This is a genomic window from Vibrio sp. 10N.261.46.A3 (assembly GCF_041472995.1).
GTDB classification, from domain to species: domain Bacteria; phylum Pseudomonadota; class Gammaproteobacteria; order Enterobacterales; family Vibrionaceae; genus Vibrio; species Vibrio coralliirubri.
Genome location: NZ_JBFRRH010000046.1, coordinates 66,145 through 83,195 on the forward strand (window position 1 = coordinate 66,145; position 17,051 = coordinate 83,195).

The following is a 17,051-nucleotide window of genomic DNA, read 5'->3' on the forward strand; positions in this document are numbered from 1 at the left end:
TATATTGGCTTTTTTATTAAAAGATTTGCCACCAGCTGGAGTCAGGCTGTATCACGGCTAACTCTGCTTTCTTCCCTGTAATCGTTAACTCTAAGGTTTGCTCTGGATCGGAAGGCATAATCAAAACGGTCTTGGTTGTGCCATTCTGGTAATCCGCGAATTCGACCAGAGCTGCAATGTATTGCGTGTTTTTGTTGATGTCTAACGTCAGCTTTTGCTCTGAGTTAGGTAGTACAATCGGTAATACCTGTTTTGAAACTAAGTTTGCCGCTAATAACTGCAGGTCATTGTTGTACAAATCAATAAACGGCAGTTGTTTGAACAGCTGTTGATCCGTGAGTTGGTAAAGCCTAACCACAACTGGGTTCGCTTGGTCATCATTGTATTGGTTGACGGTCGCATCAGCTTTAACGGTCAACGAATATTGAGTGACAACAGGAGCTGGATCTGATGAAGAACATGCTGTGATCAGTAAACAAAGCGATAAGAGTATGAGCCGTTTCATTCTCTTTTCTCACTTTGCTTTTGCATGTTCTCCATAAACAACGCTTTGAATTGGCGTCTGAAATCTCCGTTGTCTTGACGGTGTTGAAAATGCTTTCGGTAAATCTTCCAATACTTTTTATCTTTATTGGTAAAAATGCCGCTACTGACATACTCACTAAATTGGCTCTCAAGCTGCTTTGGTGCGAACTCATTTAAGAACTGATCAACGGTTTGTTCTAGGGCGTCGAACAGCGCTTTTTGTTGAAGCTGAGGATTCTGTAAGTATTGTTGGTTCTTTTCGGTCAGCGTGATGAGCTTGTCGATTGACTCTTCTATACGCGTATTGTTCTCAACATTGACGGGTAGATACTCTAACTCTGCAGAAGAGAGAGTGTTGTTATCGGCGTGAGAGATTTCGTCTACTTCAATGTTCGGTATGACTTTGTCATCGTCCAAATCTTCAAACGGATCAGATGAGAAGGGGTCGTCACTCAGAACATTCTTTGAAGAGAAATTCGAGGTCTTCTGAAGGGTAGCAACTTCTGGTGAGTCATCTAAAAAGTCAGTATCGCTGTCATCAAGCTTTAAGTTAAAAGGTTCTATAAAAGTTTCATCCTGTGTGGTGTTATTGGCCGCGTTGACTTTTGGGTCACTCAATAAGCTAACCAGCAGTGTATAGCCACCAAGTTTGATGATGTCGCCGTCGGTAATGACGTACTCTTTCTCTTTTGCCAGAGACTTGTCGTTTAGTGATACGCCGTTATTACTGATGTCTTTAATCACGTAACCTCGATCTGTCGGGTAGAGCTGACAGTGAGTTCTCGAGATCCATTTTGATTGATCTGGCAGCGCAATATCACATGACGGAGAACGACCTAAGCTTCCGCCACTTTCGGGCAGATACGTCACTCTAGAGGAAACAACCTCTTCAGCAGGTACAGAAATCATGTGGACACTGATGGACAATGGCTACTCCTTGCACTTGGATATGGCTGAATTAAAACTGCCTAAGAAACCCGAATAGGTTTTAAGGAATCGATTCGAAAAATAGACCCCCATATCCTTGGTATCTAAATTCGTCGAATTGAAGTAATCGAGTGGTAAAGAGGCTTTGTTCAACTCTCTTTTAAAGACCAACTCATCTTCTAAAACAACATCAATTTCCCTTTGTTTTAAAAGTCTTAGTAATACTTTAGCATCTCGTGGCTGCTTAACGACGTTAAATCCATTACGTTTTAGCCAAAACCATTTGTTTGAGCCAAATTTGGCAGAAAAGTTAAGGTTTAACTTTGACAATTCATCAACCTTCGGCTCCACTCCTGGGCCAAAATACCAATTCAACGTCTGTTTTGCGATGGGCGCCGAGAGCGTAGCGTATTCATCACGCTCAGAAGTTTTAGTGGCGACGAAAAAGCCGTGTTGGCTACCGCTATGCACGCGCAATTGTGCGTCCGACCAAGTTGTCATAGTGAGTTGGTAAGGCTGTCCCATCATACCTAAGGCACATTTAACCTTGTCCAAAGCAATTCCTTGCATTGTCGCGTTTTCGTAGCTTTGGTAAGGCGGCCAATCTTGTGTGGTCAGCATTAGGCGAGATGGCCCAATTTTTACTTGAGCAGAGACACTCATCGACCAAAGCGTCGAGATGAGTAGGGTGACTAACGATAGTCTGATGGTAGAGGCTCTAGTTAACGTCATTAGAGTGTCCTATCACTTCAGAAATCTTCAAAATAGACACTGGCGGGTAATAGTCGAGCTTGTGTGCAGCCTCGATATTAACAATATAGGAATATTGGCTTAGTGATTCTATTGGGATGTCTGAAGCTTTTTGAGTTCCTTTCAATATGTTCTTCGCTTTGTATCCAGCGAATTGACCAACATTGTAGTAACGGCTGACAATGCCAAACAGGGCCTTATGTTTTCTTATCGGACTCTCGGTCGCCGAAAAAGTAGGTATACCTGCAGAATGTAGCCCCGATACGACTTCCCCGCCTTGGGTGATAATGTATGAATCCGGGGGTAAATAAGCCATATCGATACCATCACGTTTCATATTGTTTATCGTGATGTTAATTAAGTCGCTGTTTGACTTGGTTTTATCAATGTTTAATGGATACAACATAACACGCTTGTTATGAATTTCCGACAACTCCATCATTTTATTTGCGGTGATAATCGAATTATTTTCGTCAGCGTTATATATAACCCCAAGGCTTGAAATGTTATTGAGCTTCTCTATCGCTTTAAACTGTATTTCATGGGGTACGATGTGCGATACACCAGTGAAATTTCTGTCTGTTGAAGATAAATCGGTGATTAACTTAGAACCCACAGGGTCGGTCACGATACTGAATACAACCGGCGTCGTGTTGTTTATTCTAAACTCGCTAGGTTCTGTATAAGTTCCTAATAAATTCAATGTGATAGTGGTACCAAATGAATAAATTAGGTCGGCTTCTTTATATTCTAGAACTCGAATATGTTGTTTGAGCTGAGCTTTATCTCGGTTTGCATCAAGAACGGTAAATCTCACATCAATATGTTGGGATAAATAATCCATGAAGCCTTGTTCGGCGTCCGTTACTCCCCGCCATAATAAAAGAATGACGTGTTTTTCATCACTCTTAGCAAATGAAGATGGGGACATTAAAATAAAGCTGAGAACGAACACTATAAATCTCATGATTGAACCCCTAGCTTCTGTTTATCAGACTTCAGGAATATCGAGAAAAACACAATTAAACTAAAGGAACTCGCGAGAAGCGACGCGCCAAATATAAGAATAGTCTGGTCGTAACCGAAGATACTCAAACAAACCCCAGCCAGCATTGGCCCCGCGATATTGCCGATACGCTCTGTAAGTCTGAATATACCGATGATTTTTCCCTTCTCGATGCCCTGACCAGACAGGAGGTCGATGACCAAAGGTATTTGTGGAGAAACACAGATGCCGTGTGCGATACCAATAATGATTACGATAAGTAGCAACCCTAATGTGCCTTGGAAGAAGTAGAAGTTGAGCAACGCAAGGGATGAAAGCAAACCACCAATAAAAATGAAGGCCATTTTGTTTTTAAGCTTATCCACTAAGATCGCGCTTAATGGTGAAATTAATATGATCGCGAGGCCATACGCCATAATCACCCGTCCAGAAACAGAGCTGCTTTCGCCTAGGAATTGCAGATAGACGGGGCAGATGTAGTAGAGGAAGCCTGTCAGTACGATCTTCGCCGGTATCGCACTGAATATCGTAATTAATGCAAAATACTTATTACTTAATAGCAGCTTAAAGTCTTTCAGCTTAACGGGTTTACTCGCGTTGCTGGTAGTCGACTTTTCAAAGAACACATAGACCAGCAAGACACTCAATGTTGCCAACAGTCCTGCGAGCATAAATGTTTCTGAGTATCCAAGTTTCTCGGCGAGGATCCCGCCAATAGCGGCGCCACATAAAGAGCCAGAGAAGAATGATGATAAGAAAGTCGCCATTCCTTTGGTGCGATTAGAGTCGTTAGTGGTATCTGATACATAACCTTGTGCTGAAATAAATACGATACCGTAGCCTACAGCGGTAAAAGCTCTAGCTACCAACAAGAGTTCGAGAGATTGAATGAAAGCAGTAGCAACTAAGCCAATACAAGTGATGAGTCCACCTGTCATCAATGAATGCCTTCTGCCTACTTTATCTGACCAGTAACCTGCAAATGGCAGTGAGATAGCCCAGCACAACATGAACAGAGAAATGGGTAAGCTCGTGACTAGGTTTTCAGGGATCCAACCGGTTGTGTTTTCCAGTGAAGAGACGAACCTAGGAAAAAAGGCGAGTGAAGATGCTTCTGAGAACACCAATAAAAACAGCGGTAAACGAATGAATCGAAAGTCTTGCTTATCGATGTCTTGTGATGGTTGAGTCGGGTTTAGCTTGGTAATGGCTTGATTAGTCAGGTTGAGCAGTTTGCCAATTTCGTCGCGCGTAGAGATCTTGGCTAAGTGATTCACGATGTCGCGGTTGACCAGCATGAACACTTTCTTTACCTGATTCCAAGGCGAAATAATCATGAAGTTACACATGAACAGAATGATTTCTGCAACCACGAGGCAAGAGGCGACCAACACGGTAATCATGTCCATGACGCTTTCTTTAAGCAGGTTAATGATCAAGTTGTTGTCGGTAGTGACATTCAGTTGAATTGTGTGGCTGTTGTTGAGTGAGAATGTCGATTCGCGGATAGAAGGGTGATCGACCTGTTCTGCAGGATAACGATAGGAAGTGCCCGATTGTCCTTCAAAGTTAATCGATAGAATCTCGCTATGATGATCAACAAAGAACGCAAATTCGTTTTCTAGACCATGCAGCTTATCGGCAGGAACGCCTTTATCGAGTAGCTCTTTAATCATTTGATTTAAAGAGTCGCCAATCAGGTTGGACTTCTGTTCGAGCTTAACCTCGTAAATCTGTGAAAACTTGTCTAGAGATTGATACGAAACCCCTAGGTTAGCAATGATCGTCAACAGGATAGCAAGAGAGATGATAAACACTGGAAAGTGTTTGTTTTTCAACTTCTCAAACTTAGACAATGAGTTTGGGGATTGCAGTGCCTTGTGAGCTTGGGTGATCGTTGGCAGTAATTCATCCGAATCGGTCGCGGACTCAAATATTGCAGTTGCGCCTTTTACTCGACCGACAATGCCTTTCAATAGGTACTTCAAGGCGACAAAGGCAAACAGGCAAGAGAGTAGTATCCAAATTGCCGAATAGAGGAACTGGAGCTTGAGCAAGAAGGTTTTTTGTTGTTCTAACAGAGTTGTGGAGTAGTAGAGCTTTACTTGCCCCTCAACTAATCCAAAAGAGTTGGTGATATCGAGCGATAGCTGACGGTTATTCTCGTTGTTTTGTTCTCCGGTACCAAACAGTCGTTCTCCAGAGCTTGAGACGACAACTAAGGCGGTAATACCGTCAACGATTTTCAATCGACGATCCAGCATGCCTTGTATGTTCGATATTGCTGAGAGCGGCAAGCCTAAACTGATCGCTTGATTGATATCGTTATGTGTTTCTTCTAATACAATTTCATAGATGGAGTCGGAGGTTTCAGTGAGCCTTTTCTCGAAATTAAAGTAGTTTAGCGTTGCATTTAAGGTGATGGAAAACAGCAAAACCGCCATGATAGCAAGCATCAACTTAACCCTAAGTGACAGGTTAAGTAATGAAGGTTTGGTCAATGTTTGGCTGGCTTTGCTGTTCATAGTTAAAACCTACTTAATCGATAAATCGAAGTCAGCACTATTGTTGGTTGCGCTAACGGTGACTTGAGTAATAGGTTCGCTTCGGCTTAGCCTTCCAATACACTCTTCAGCTAATCTCGGCATCAATGAGCGGTTAATGATTTGCTCGACTGCACGGCCGCCTGTTGTTGGATCGGTGTTACGGTCAACCACGAATTGAATGAAGTCTGCGTCCCAAGTAAAGGAAGCTTGATACTGTTCAGCCAGCTTTTTCTTGATTCGATTTAGCGAGATCTCAGTGATTTTCGCTAACTCTTCATCGTTAAGTGGGTAGTAAGGGACAATGGTGGTTCGTCCTAAGAAAGCGGGTTTGAAATATTGCTGCAGATCTGGACGAATCGATTCAAGTAGCTCGTCGTTGTCGATACGGTCTGTTGTCTTCGCACACACATCACAGATAGCTTGGTCAGCTGCGTTCGACGTCATGATGATGATGGTGTTTTTGAAATCGACAGTTCGGCCTTCACTGTCTTTGATATGGCCTTTATCGAAGATTTGATAGAACAAGTCGTGTACGCCAGGGTGTGCTTTTTCCATCTCATCCAACAGTAGTACTGAGTATGGGTTACGTCGGATAGCTTCCGTCAACACACCGCCTTCACCAAAGCCGACATAGCCAGCAGGTGAGCCGAGTAGCATCGAAATCTTATGTTCCTCTTTAAACTCGGTCATGTTAATCACGGTAAGGTCGTTGCTACCTCCGTACAGTTGCTCCGCAAGTGCCATGGCGGTTTCAGTTTTACCCACACCACTCGGACCACACATCAGGAACACACCAATCGGTTTACGATTATCGGTTAACCCAGCGCGTGATATGCGAATCGCTTTTGCGAGCTCGTTTTTCGCGACATCTTGCCCAATAACTCGAGTATTAAGCTCGTCTTCTAAGGTCAGCAGCTTGGCGATTTCATCACTCATCATGTTACCAACAGGAATACCGGTCCAATTTGCAATCACTTGAGCAATGGTGTTGTCATCTACCATGGCGTAAACAAGAGGTTCTTCACCTTGCAGGTCGGCCAACTCAGTACGCAGGGTGTCGAGCTGTTTTCGCTTGTTAGCGTCGACAGCATCTTGCTCTTGTTCTTCGGTGATCTCCTGTTGAACGGATTTGATTTGGTCAACTAACTCAATCTCTTTTTCCCAACGTGTGTAATACGCTGCCAATGCTTGTTGGTTTTCTTCGATTGATTGTGTGAGCTCTTTGATCAATTCAGCGCTATTTGAGAACAACGCATCTTCTTTTTCTAACGCCGACTTCTCATTTTCTTGGTAACGAATAGTTTGCTCTAACGTTTCCAATACTTCTGGTTTCGCACCTTGTGTCAGTGCGATTCGCGCACTCGCAGTATCAAGCAGGCTAATGGCTTTGTCTGGCAGTTGGCGACTTGGCAGGTAACGGATCGATAAGTTGACCGCCGCTTCAATCGCGGATTCAGCAATAAAAGCGCCATGGTGAGCTTGTAGTGAGGCCGCTACACCACGCAGCATTTGCATTGCATCTTCTGCGTTAGGCTCTTCAATCGTCACGACTTGGAATCGACGTGTCAGGGCAGGATCTTTTTCGAAGTACTTTTTGTATTCCGCCCATGTTGTCGCGGCGATGGTTTTGAACTCACCACGTGCCAAGGCTGGTTTTAGAAGGTTGGCCGCGTCGTTTTGTCCGGCAGCGCCGCCTGCACCAATAAGGGTGTGAGCTTCATCGATAAATACAATGATGGGTACTTCTGAGCTTTTTACTTCGTTGATGACGTCTTTTAAGCGGTTTTCAAACTCACCTTTAACGCTCGCACCAGCTTGCAGTAAGCCAAGATCTAAAGAGTGGATTTGTACGCCTTGTAGAGCACTAGGGACTTCGTCGGCTGCAATTCTTAACGCTAAGCCTTCAACTACGGCGGTTTTACCTACGCCGGGTTCACCGACCATAATCGGGTTGTTTTGGCGTTTACGACACAAGATATCAATCGCTTTTCTTACTTCGGCATTACGGCCAGAAATAGGATCGATATTGCCGTCAATCGCTTGCTGAGTCAGATTCACCGTGTACTTGCTCAGTGCGTCGTTTCCTGCGGGTGTGGTATCGACAGAGCCACCGGCTGAAGGCGTTGCAGAATTACGGGCAATAGGGGTTTTCTTTATCAGGCCTTGAAGAGATTCGAGTGAAACACTGCTCAGTGTTTCTAGCTGCAGGGTGCTGACGCCTAACACGTTCTGTTGCATCAGCGCTTGAATAAGATGCAAGCTGACGATTTCGCCATGACCATAGTTTACCGATGCAATCATCCAAGCATCTTTGATTAATTCAGTTAAGCCATGGCTTAGTGTCGGCTGACCTTCGCTGCCTTTTGGAAGCATAGATATTTTTTTGGAAAGCTCATTCACTAAGGCGTCTAATGACAGCTTTTGAGATTCGCACAACGCCATTAGCTTCGGATCTTTTTGGGAAATAAGCTGAAGGATCCAGTGTTCTGTTTCTATCGCTCCAACACCTTGGTTCATCGCCGCGCCCGCAGACGCTTCCAACGCTTGCTTCAGTTCGGGAGATAGCTTTCCTACTAAGTTAGTGAGAGTTACTTGTGTCATAGTCAATTCCTTGTATCTCTATAATCTACACATTCCGTATTTATGAACTACAAAAGCAAAATCTTTACGGTTTCATTGGGGTTACGCTCAGGTGCAAGGTAGTCAATTTCACCTAAACGAGCGGCTATAGAAACCTTGCTTGATAAACGGGGTTTGGTTAAATATGAACGTTTGACGTTCAGATAAATGGCAACAGGCGTACTGTCTTTTAAATAGTGCTGAGTCAAAGACAACACAGCTTTTGCAAATTGGTCATCTTGTTGAATCTCGAGGAACTCATTTCTGTTCTTTGGGGTAACAAAAATACTCAAGTTGTTGAAATGGGCTAAACAAGTTTTGCCGACCAAAAAACCTTGCCCTAAGCGACTGTTAAAATCTCGATTAACACCGATGCGAGTTAACGAGTCGGTCGGTAATAGACGTTGTTCAAATGCCTTGCACTCCACCTCGATGGAGTAAGGGAAGAAGTCATTTAAAATCTTTTTCAGAGTCGTCAGGTTTCGGCTTTGTTGGCTTAGCAGTAGTGAATATTGGAGATACTCTTTGTGCTCTTTTCCAAGCGCAGCAAAGTGATTCAATAATGCTGTTTTCTTTGGGTTTTGCTCACTTTCAACGAGTAGCCAACGTCGAGCATTGGTTCGATAGGTGATTTCAAAGTGTCGTTGATTAAATACGTCCAGAAAATCTTGCAGCGAATGATCTTCATTGTGGATCGCGGCTAACAACTCTTCGTAAATGTAATTAGGTATCACGCCTTTAACGCCCGAAAGCGCTTGTTTTGCTAATCTGAGTTTGGCTTTGTTTCCCTTTAACGAGAAGTATTGGATCTCTTGAGGGTTGCCAGTCGGCATCGCCTCCGATTTCAATTGGATCTGTATCGGCGCGCTACTTTGGGACTGAAGCTGCTCCAATAGCCTCATTGCTTGAGAGAAGTCGTACTTTTCAGGCTGAGCGGCTAGGTCTTCGATGAAAGGCTTCATATATCCCCCTTGCAGTCTAAGCTCTGGTTATTTCCCGTTCGCAGGATTGCCGATATTCGCTGAGTTATAAGCACAATTGACTACCGTGAATCTTAGGGTACTTTTTAACGACACCATCTCGTCCGTAGATTCGGATCTTGAGTTGTATATATCGATCAAAACTACAAAACTGTTGGAAGAAGCGATTTAACACGTCGGCAAACGCCAAGTAGGGCGAGGTTGCATCGAGTGTGAGTTCAATCTCGGTTCCTGGAGAGAATACATTTTTGCCTAGAACGCGAATCGCAGACACTTGAGAGTTAAACGTGATCGAGTGAATCATTTGAATTTCAGCGCTCGATACTTGTTCTCGACTGCACAAACTCAACATATGCTTGAGGTCAGCAACCGGATTACTAGACTGTACCAGTGATGAAAAGTTGGTGTTCAGTAAGCTAATGAATTCCCAATGGATATTTTGGTCGACTTCCTTTGTAATGGGTGCCGAAGGAGGATAAATAGGCGAAAAATCGCCGGGCAAATCAATACTCTCCAGGCATTCCAAAGTACCGCTTACGCCACACGCTTGCTTGCCATTTGTACACAACAAGTGAGTACCAAGTAGCTTACTAAATTCAGCCTCTGGCGCTTCAGATAGCGAGATTGCGATGCTCATTTCACCAAAGTGATTGTGTTTACTTTGCCAGTAGTCATATTGCTGATTGTGGGTGTATTTCTCTTTAAAAAGAGGAACTAACGGTATTTCACCGTTAGGTGTGATTTCGTACACCTTCTGAATTTCGATGATTTCAATATTATTGTCACTATGCGCGTCGGCATTCACAGGAACTGAAAGGGTTCTGTGATCGTACGCAATAGGTTCGCCTGTCTGCTCAAACAAGTTAATCGCTGGCATTACGTTTAACTTGAAAACATCTTTATTGAATAGGCGGATAAATTCGGATGGCAATGACGACATGAACAAGTTAATGATGATCTCCGATTCATCAAATTGGCCTGCGTAATCTGCAAAGTTCTTAAGCCTAAAGAACTGTCGCTTCTCTTTGAAAAAGAAAAACTCGTTAATCAGTTGGTAGCCCGTGAATTGATTACCATGCTCAGGTAAAAACTTAAACTCGAGATCGCTGATTCGATTTTTAAGCTGGTGGCTATCAATGGTGACATGTCGAGCGCATTCGTTGTCTGAGATAGAAATCGCTAAGGTGTTATTGAGAAGAAGTTCGACTAGAGAGTCCGCATTGTTTTCAAACCCTTTGACGAAAAAGTCGAGGTCATTCAGTTCTAAGTGGCTGAAATGCACTTCGGGGTCGCCGGTGTTCAGTGAGATCTGAACGACCGCTGAGCTTTGATTCGCCGATTTGGGTCTATTGAAGCTAAACGGGGCGCTTAGCGCTTTGATGTTACCTAAGCTAAACGGCGCTATTTTGAGTTCATCAACCGTTCTAAATAGACATTCGTTTTTGGTGTTTGTACTTGAGAAAAGCGAACCCTTTGGCAAAGTACTTGATTCAATCGGGCCTTCTTCTGCGAGTAACTCAAGATAAGCAACGCTAGGAACGGTTTGTATATAAGAAGGATAGAGCACTCCTAGTATACCTTCGATGACTTCAGGTAACTGCTCTGATAGTTTCTTTTCTACCTTAGCATTCAATAGTGCGACGCCATCTAATAGACGAGCCATGCTAGGGTCTTCAATCTTCCCCTGATGAATATTGAGCTTCTCAGCGTGCGTCGGGTACTCCTGACCGAACTGACCTAATGAACGGCGCACAAAAGCCAGCTCTTGCTCGAAGTAACGCATAATAGGTTCAGTCATAGTTATCTTCTTCTAATGAGGTGGTTAGGTCACTTAATGCTATTTTGGAGTCAAAGATAAGGTCTTGTTCACCATGACTTGTCTTAACCTTAGCGATGATGTTGAACGACAGTGAGTTGTCACCCTCTTTGCGCTCTCCAAGCTCTACCGAGATGTCATGGAGTCGTGGCTCAAAGCTTTTTATCCACGTTTCAATACGCAGAGTCAGTTGTGTTTTTTCTAGAGTGGCACTTAGTAATTGAATATCTTCGATACCAAACTTTAAGTTCGAGCGATTGACTTCTATCAGTCGGTTATCGATATCTGTCAATGATGCCTCTGCTTCAAGTAGCTTGGTGAGATGAAACTTGATGTCTTCAATCTCCGCATCCTGATAGGGCTTTGAATCACTGATAAAGGTCTTCCAAAAACTCATTACGCCACCTCATTTAGGTCGGTGGTCAGCACAACTTCACCACTGAAGTAATCAAATTGGTATTGAGGAACAATGCGCAGAGTACAAGCGAAGCTGCCAGCTTGAGAACTCGATTCCGTCACGCTCACTTTGGCGAAGCTGAGTGGGTATTTGGATAAGGTTTCCTCATTGGCAAATGAAACGTTACTCGAGAACTTTTCAATCCAATGGGTCAAAAACAGTTCACACTCGGTAGCGTTGTTGAAGCTGCCGATCATCTCTCTTACTTGAACTTTTAGGTAATGAGCAATTCGGCAAGACATCAGTGTGGTTTGAATCTGCGTGAGCACTTTGTCATTGTCGTTTTGTCCGCACTGCCAAATTGAGTTGTTACCATTGAAGTAAAACTTATCGGTTAACGGGCTCTTCGCTAATGGGATAAAGCCGCTTTGAGCGTAGAAGTTCGACAGTTGGCCGAACAAGCTGATATCCGTCACCGGTTTTTGCAGATGGCTGTCGAAATAGTGATTGGTTGGTAGGTTAACGACGGCACCTTGCAGCTTGTCGTTCCAACGGGATTTTAGGAAGCCAAACCAGTTCACGCGGTGAAACTCTCGCATGATAGTGGTAGCCAGTACCATATTGGCTAACCCCCAAGCTCCTTGACCTTGCTCGTTGTAAATGAAGCCAGCGCGTCGATTCTTGTATGCGTCTCTCAGGCGGATTTGTGGTAGCGCCATGCCAATAAAGCGAGAGCTCGGCTTACTGCGTAAATCCTGCCACGCTTTAAAGTCGGGGCCGGAAAGGATCTTATTGATACGTTCGATATCAGATAACCAATCGGCACCGCTTTCACCAAAGAAGGTTGCTACGGGTGAAAACAACATAGGGCAGAGTGTTGCTTCGCCTAATTTGCCTAACAGTTCTACGGTAAACAGATCGTCGTAGTCGGCATCAAAATCGATGTCCATCGAGATAGGATGACTAAAGGTGATGCAACCAAAAGGGTGACCACCTAAGGTATTCAGTTCGTTATTACCGATCTTGTTATACAAGTCGCTGGATTTGGTGGAATAGGCTTGATTGACGTCGCTAGAGATCTCCGTCCAGTTCATATCGAGCAGTTTTACATGCGCTCTTTGGTAACTGACGGGTAGGGAAACAAGCTGCTGAAGGCTTAACCAGTTGCGTTCCAGTTTTTGAAACTCTGGTTCATGGAGGACTTCATCAAGCTGTAAACTGAGTTTGGAATCGATTGTTGATATAAGTGTAGATATCAATGAAATTAGTGAGGATTTAGAGCTTAAGGAGTGTTTGTCTAGCTCAGATAACAGAGATAAAGCCTCTTTCATAAAGGTATTATCTGTGTCATCTAATTGATTGAATCTGTTTTGCCATTCTGTATTTAACTTCATACAAAATTTTTGGCCGGATTGCTCCGGCCAAATCCATATTAGCCTGGAATCTTAGCAACCATTCGAACTGAGGTCGTCAATTCTTCAAGTTGTAACCAAGGTCTTAGATGAGCGACAGCTGAGTACGCGCCTGGCTTACCCGGTTGCTCGACCACTTCAATGCGAGATTCACAAAGAGGGGTTTTTGCACGTTGCTCATTACCAATGGCACCCGCGTTGGTGTATTGGTCGATCCATAGTTGTAGCTCTCGTTTGATATCCGGAGCTTCAAGATTCGAGCCTAACTTGTCGCGACCCATTACTTTCAGGTAGTGGGCGATACGGCTACTTGCCATGATGTAAGGCAAACGAGCTGAAATTGCCGCGTTTGCTGTTGCATCTGGGTCAGTGAAGGTTTTAGGCTTCTGAGTTGTTTGACCGCCGATGAACACAGCGTAGTTCGAGCTTTTGTAGTGAACCAAAGGAAGGAAACCAAGGTCAGAAAGCTCTTTCTCACGCTCATCTGTTAGGTTAACTTCTGTTGGACACTGCTGAAGTAGGTCACCCGCTTCAGACTTGTACGTTAGGTTTGGTAGGTTCTCGACCTTACCGCCGTTATCCAGACCGCGAATAGACGTACACCAACCTGAAGCCGTGTAAGCTTGAGTCATTTTAAGACCCAGATCGTACGCAGCATTAGACCAAACTAACTGATCATTGCTGGTTGGCTTAGGGTTACCATCCATATCAGTACCAAGCTCTTCATAAGCGAAGACATCAGTACTCAAACCTTTGTCACCATAAGGTAGGCGAGCAAGAGTTCGTGGTAGTGTTAGGGTTACGTAGCGAGCATCATCACTCTCACGGAATGAATTCCACGCAGCGTAAGCCGGAGAGTCGAAACCTGCAGCAACAGGCTTACCTTCAGAGAATGTTTGGAAGTCATTAAACTCGAACATCTCAGCATTGGCAGCGGCAACGAATGGTGCGTGACACGCTGCAGCAACTTCACCCATGTAGCGAAGTAGAGCAACATCTTCATCTTTCGCGCTGAACTCGTAATCACCGATGAATGTGCCGTAAGGTTCACCACCCGCGGTACCAAACTCACCTTGGTAAACCGCATTGAATAACGGGCTACGGTCAATCGCTGGTGCATCTTCAAATTGATCAAGTAGCTCTTCTTGAGTGTAATCGACCATTTTGATCTTTAGATCACGACCAAGTTCGCTCTCTTTAACAAGTTTTTGTAGACCACGCCAAGAGCCTTCAAGTTTCTGTAAATCTTTTTGTTGCATGACTTCAGATAACTGTTGAGATAGCTTTTTATCTATCTCTGAGATTGCGTTTTCAATTGTTTTTGTAACGTTCTTATCCCACGTCACGGTGCCAGAAAGAGCTTGCTCTGTAAGTACAGAAAACAGTTCTTTTGTCGTGTCTGCAGGAGTTTGAGTGGTTGCTTCAATCGCACGGTCTAGGAAGCTCAGTGAGCCTTCCGCTGCTTCCGGTTGCGCTTGATTCTCAGTTTCAGTACTCATTACTCAGCTCCTTCTTCTTTAATGCCAAGCTCATCAGAAAGAGCATTAATCGTATCTGCACTTTGTAGAACTTCTTTAAGCAGCTTTTCTAGATCGCGGGAACGATCGGCTTTAGAAAGAAGTACCTTCAGTTGATTACGGGTTTCGACGAGTTTTTTCAGCGGTTCAACCTGTTCGATAATTGCTTCAGGTTCGAAATCTTTCATCGAGTCAAACTTAAGGCTCGCTTCAAACTGGCTGTCATCACCGGCAAGTACATTGTCTACTTTTAGGGATAATTCAGGGCCAACACGCTTCATTACAGTGTCGAAGTTGTCTTTATCAACGTTATAGAAGGTACGATCTTCCACTTCTTCTTTGTCTTGCTTATGGCCTGAGTAGTCACCAATAACCCCAACAACAAAAGGGAGCTCTTTGGTTTCTACAGCGCCATTAGTCTCAACGTCATAGGTAATACTTACGCGGTTCTTACTTACGCGTTTATGTTGGGAATTTAGTGCCACGGTAACTCTCCTTGTTTAATTACTTAGCAGTTGAAGTAACTTTAGCTGTAGTCGCATCGAAGCCAACCTCAGGGCCTTTCTCGATCTTACCGCCGTCTGCTTCAATGTAGTAAGCCTTAGAAATTTCTGTGTAGGTTAGGCTGAAAGATTCGCTTGGAAGTGAACCGTCTGTGCCAGACATGTTGTAGCTAGACATACGAGCCATCTTAAGCGTTAGAATCAGATATGGATCAGCACCAGAACCTTCACGGTTTGGTTTTGTCATAACGATTTCAACAGTGCGACCTTCTGGACCCGGAGCATATAAGAAAGTGGTTAGATGAGGTGTTGCACCATCACAGCCACGAGTCATGTTGACTTCACCAAGAGCAACCATACCTTGGTCCGCATTGTTTGCATTACCTACATCGATACCAACACCACGTACTGCACTCCAAGAAACGCTATCAAGTGCAAAGAATCCATCTTTACCCCCGATCTTTTCTACCGTTGCTGCACCTTTTGGTGTCGTACCATCAATTCTCATAAAAATAGAAGCCATTACTTTCTCCTTGCTCAACGCATTAATGTGCTTTACCACTCAAAATCTTGCAGGCTGCTCGATGATGAGTTGGAAGTCGGTTCAGATGTTTGGTTTGTATCTGTCGTACTATTTGAACTATCAGGAACTGGCGATACTGCCGCTGGCTCTTCAATAGTCGGTGTTGCTACCGGAGTTCTCTCCGGAGCGGAAGTCATTACTGGAACGGACTTTCCTGACAAATCGGTTTTGTCTAGGTTGTCCATTCCTGTCATTTGATTGATTTGGGCGATGACACTTTCATTGCCAACCATTTCTTGGAGTAACTCTGGGAAGCTCATGTAGCCCCAACGAATTGAACGCTCGAGTAAGAATGCAATAGGGCTATGAGGTTCTGTTTCTTTAAAGTACTCTGCGATTTTTCTAATTTCTTGAAACGCATGATCGCGATTAACAAAGCCGTTGATGCTCGAGACGTTTTGAACAATCGTTTGAGTTTGGTTTTGAGAGGCAAGGCTGTTTAGTGCTTGGGCTTGCCCGTGACTAGCCACGCTTCCGCTACCTTTGTTTACCGGATTAATAGCCCCTGAATTTTGGCTTGTTTCAGTGGCTGGGCTCGAGTCATTTTGGGGGGCACTAGCTTGCTGTAGTGCCGAGTGTGCCGAATCGTCTTGTTGAGGTGCTTCTGTTGAATTTTGGATAACGTGGAAGTTGTCATCCAAAGGCCAAGGAGCGAATTTTTCTCCAACAAGGAAATGTATCGCTTTAATTAAGTCACGTACGTTTGTCTTAATGAAGTTGAAGCTGATTACGGTCGCACCAACAGCTTGGCATTTTTCAGCTAAGTTTTTCTCTGCAATCTCTAATTCATTAAAAATACTCGCTAGTAGATAGAGTGTTTCTGAAACACTTCCATCAAATGAGCCTAATGCTGATTCTTTTAGCTCTGCGATATTGCCTTTACGCTCTGCAGTGAGGTAATCACCAAAAGTAACGCCTGCGCAAAAATCAAGCATTTGAAAAGGAATATAAACGGAGCTTGAATCAACAGACTCACCAACGAGTTGAAGTAGGGGTTTAGTTTTAAATTCAGTGATTTCCTTTGCTTTCCCTGCATCGTCAGAAGCTTTGAGTTTAGCTTCCGGAAGCATAGGGTTTAGCGTATCCCAGAATTGGTCGATGAAAAGGTTTAAAGCCGGGATAGCATTAGCAAGGTTATGAAATGGTTGAGAAGTAAAAAGTTGGCTTGTGATGTACCAACCTAATATCTCTAAGTCTTTGGACTGTGAGGTCAGCGTTTCTTCTGAAATCTTTCTTAATTCAGCCCAGTTGTCTGTATTGGCATCGACGATTGCGGGATCAGACGATGCATCAGGCGTTTCAACCAACTGTCGAAATGAGGATTGAGCGCTATTATAAACGTTTCTCAAACTGCGATAGGCACTTCGATCTAACTTCAAATAAGAGCCTGAAGGCTCTTCATCCGAGATTGGAACAAGTAGGCGAGCGATTTCTGTCATATACATCCTGTAAAAATCTATTGTTATCCTG

General features: G+C 43.9%; 14 protein-coding genes. All 14 read right to left on the minus strand.

What is annotated here, in order from left to right:
- Positions 1-16: 16 nt before the first annotated feature.
- The gene (tssJ, locus tag AB4484_RS12305) at positions 17-505 is read right to left on the minus strand and encodes a type VI secretion system lipoprotein TssJ (RefSeq protein WP_050621123.1); all 489 of its coding nucleotides are present in this window, start codon (positions 503-505) and stop codon (positions 17-19) included.
- Positions 502-1,452: an FHA domain-containing protein gene (locus tag AB4484_RS12310; protein ID WP_372078421.1), complete on the minus strand. Its 951-nt coding sequence runs from the start codon at positions 1,450-1,452 to the stop codon at positions 502-504. Before AB4484_RS12310 ends, tssJ begins: the two co-directional genes overlap by 4 nt.
- Positions 1,453-1,455: 3 nt before the next feature.
- Entirely contained in the window at positions 1,456-2,184 is a 729-nt protein-coding gene (locus AB4484_RS12315) for an ABC transporter substrate-binding protein (protein ID WP_372078423.1), read from the minus strand.
- Entirely contained in the window at positions 2,171-3,169 is a 999-nt protein-coding gene (locus tag AB4484_RS12320; RefSeq protein ID WP_372078426.1) for an ABC transporter substrate-binding protein, read from the minus strand. The genes AB4484_RS12315 and AB4484_RS12320 overlap by 14 nt, the downstream gene beginning before the upstream one ends.
- Positions 3,166-5,733, minus strand: coding sequence for an MFS transporter (locus tag AB4484_RS12325; RefSeq protein ID WP_372078429.1), 2,568 nt, complete (start codon positions 5,731-5,733; stop codon positions 3,166-3,168). Before AB4484_RS12325 ends, AB4484_RS12320 begins: the two co-directional genes overlap by 4 nt.
- A gap of 9 nt (positions 5,734-5,742) precedes the next feature.
- Positions 5,743-8,355: a type VI secretion system ATPase TssH gene (tssH, locus tag AB4484_RS12330; RefSeq protein WP_172379597.1), complete on the minus strand. Its 2,613-nt coding sequence runs from the start codon at positions 8,353-8,355 to the stop codon at positions 5,743-5,745.
- 47 nt (positions 8,356-8,402) lie between these two features.
- Positions 8,403-9,335, minus strand: a complete 933-nt coding sequence (locus AB4484_RS12335; protein ID WP_372078431.1) for a type VI secretion system baseplate subunit TssG — start codon at positions 9,333-9,335, stop codon at positions 8,403-8,405.
- A 64-nt stretch (positions 9,336-9,399) separates the two neighbouring features.
- Positions 9,400-11,151 (minus strand): type VI secretion system baseplate subunit TssF, encoded by a 1,752-nt coding sequence (gene tssF / locus AB4484_RS12340; RefSeq protein WP_050650600.1) that lies wholly within the window; start codon positions 11,149-11,151, stop codon positions 9,400-9,402.
- Positions 11,144-11,566 (minus strand): type VI secretion system baseplate subunit TssE, encoded by a 423-nt coding sequence (gene tssE, locus AB4484_RS12345; RefSeq protein ID WP_048606902.1) that lies wholly within the window; start codon positions 11,564-11,566, stop codon positions 11,144-11,146. The genes tssF and tssE overlap by 8 nt, the downstream gene beginning before the upstream one ends.
- Positions 11,566-12,960, minus strand: coding sequence for a type VI secretion system contractile sheath domain-containing protein (locus AB4484_RS12350; RefSeq protein ID WP_372078434.1), 1,395 nt, complete (start codon positions 12,958-12,960; stop codon positions 11,566-11,568). The genes tssE and AB4484_RS12350 overlap by 1 nt, the downstream gene beginning before the upstream one ends.
- A 38-nt stretch (positions 12,961-12,998) precedes the next feature.
- Positions 12,999-14,477 carry a type VI secretion system contractile sheath large subunit gene (gene tssC / locus AB4484_RS12355; RefSeq protein ID WP_048606898.1) on the minus strand — a complete coding sequence of 493 codons (1,479 nt, stop codon included), beginning with the start codon at positions 14,475-14,477 and terminating at the stop codon, positions 12,999-13,001.
- A complete protein-coding gene (gene tssB / locus AB4484_RS12360; protein WP_009846607.1) occupies positions 14,477-14,980 on the minus strand; it encodes a type VI secretion system contractile sheath small subunit in 504 nt (167 codons plus the stop codon). Before tssB ends, tssC begins: the two co-directional genes overlap by 1 nt.
- A 19-nt stretch (positions 14,981-14,999) precedes the next feature.
- Complete coding sequence (locus tag AB4484_RS12365; RefSeq protein ID WP_017110736.1) at positions 15,000-15,521, minus strand: type VI secretion system tube protein Hcp; 522 nt, start codon at positions 15,519-15,521, stop codon at positions 15,000-15,002.
- Between the two features lie 32 nt (positions 15,522-15,553).
- Complete coding sequence (locus tag AB4484_RS12370) at positions 15,554-17,020, minus strand: ImpA family type VI secretion system protein (RefSeq protein ID WP_372078437.1); 1,467 nt, start codon at positions 17,018-17,020, stop codon at positions 15,554-15,556.
- Between the last annotated feature and the right edge of the window lie 31 nt (positions 17,021-17,051).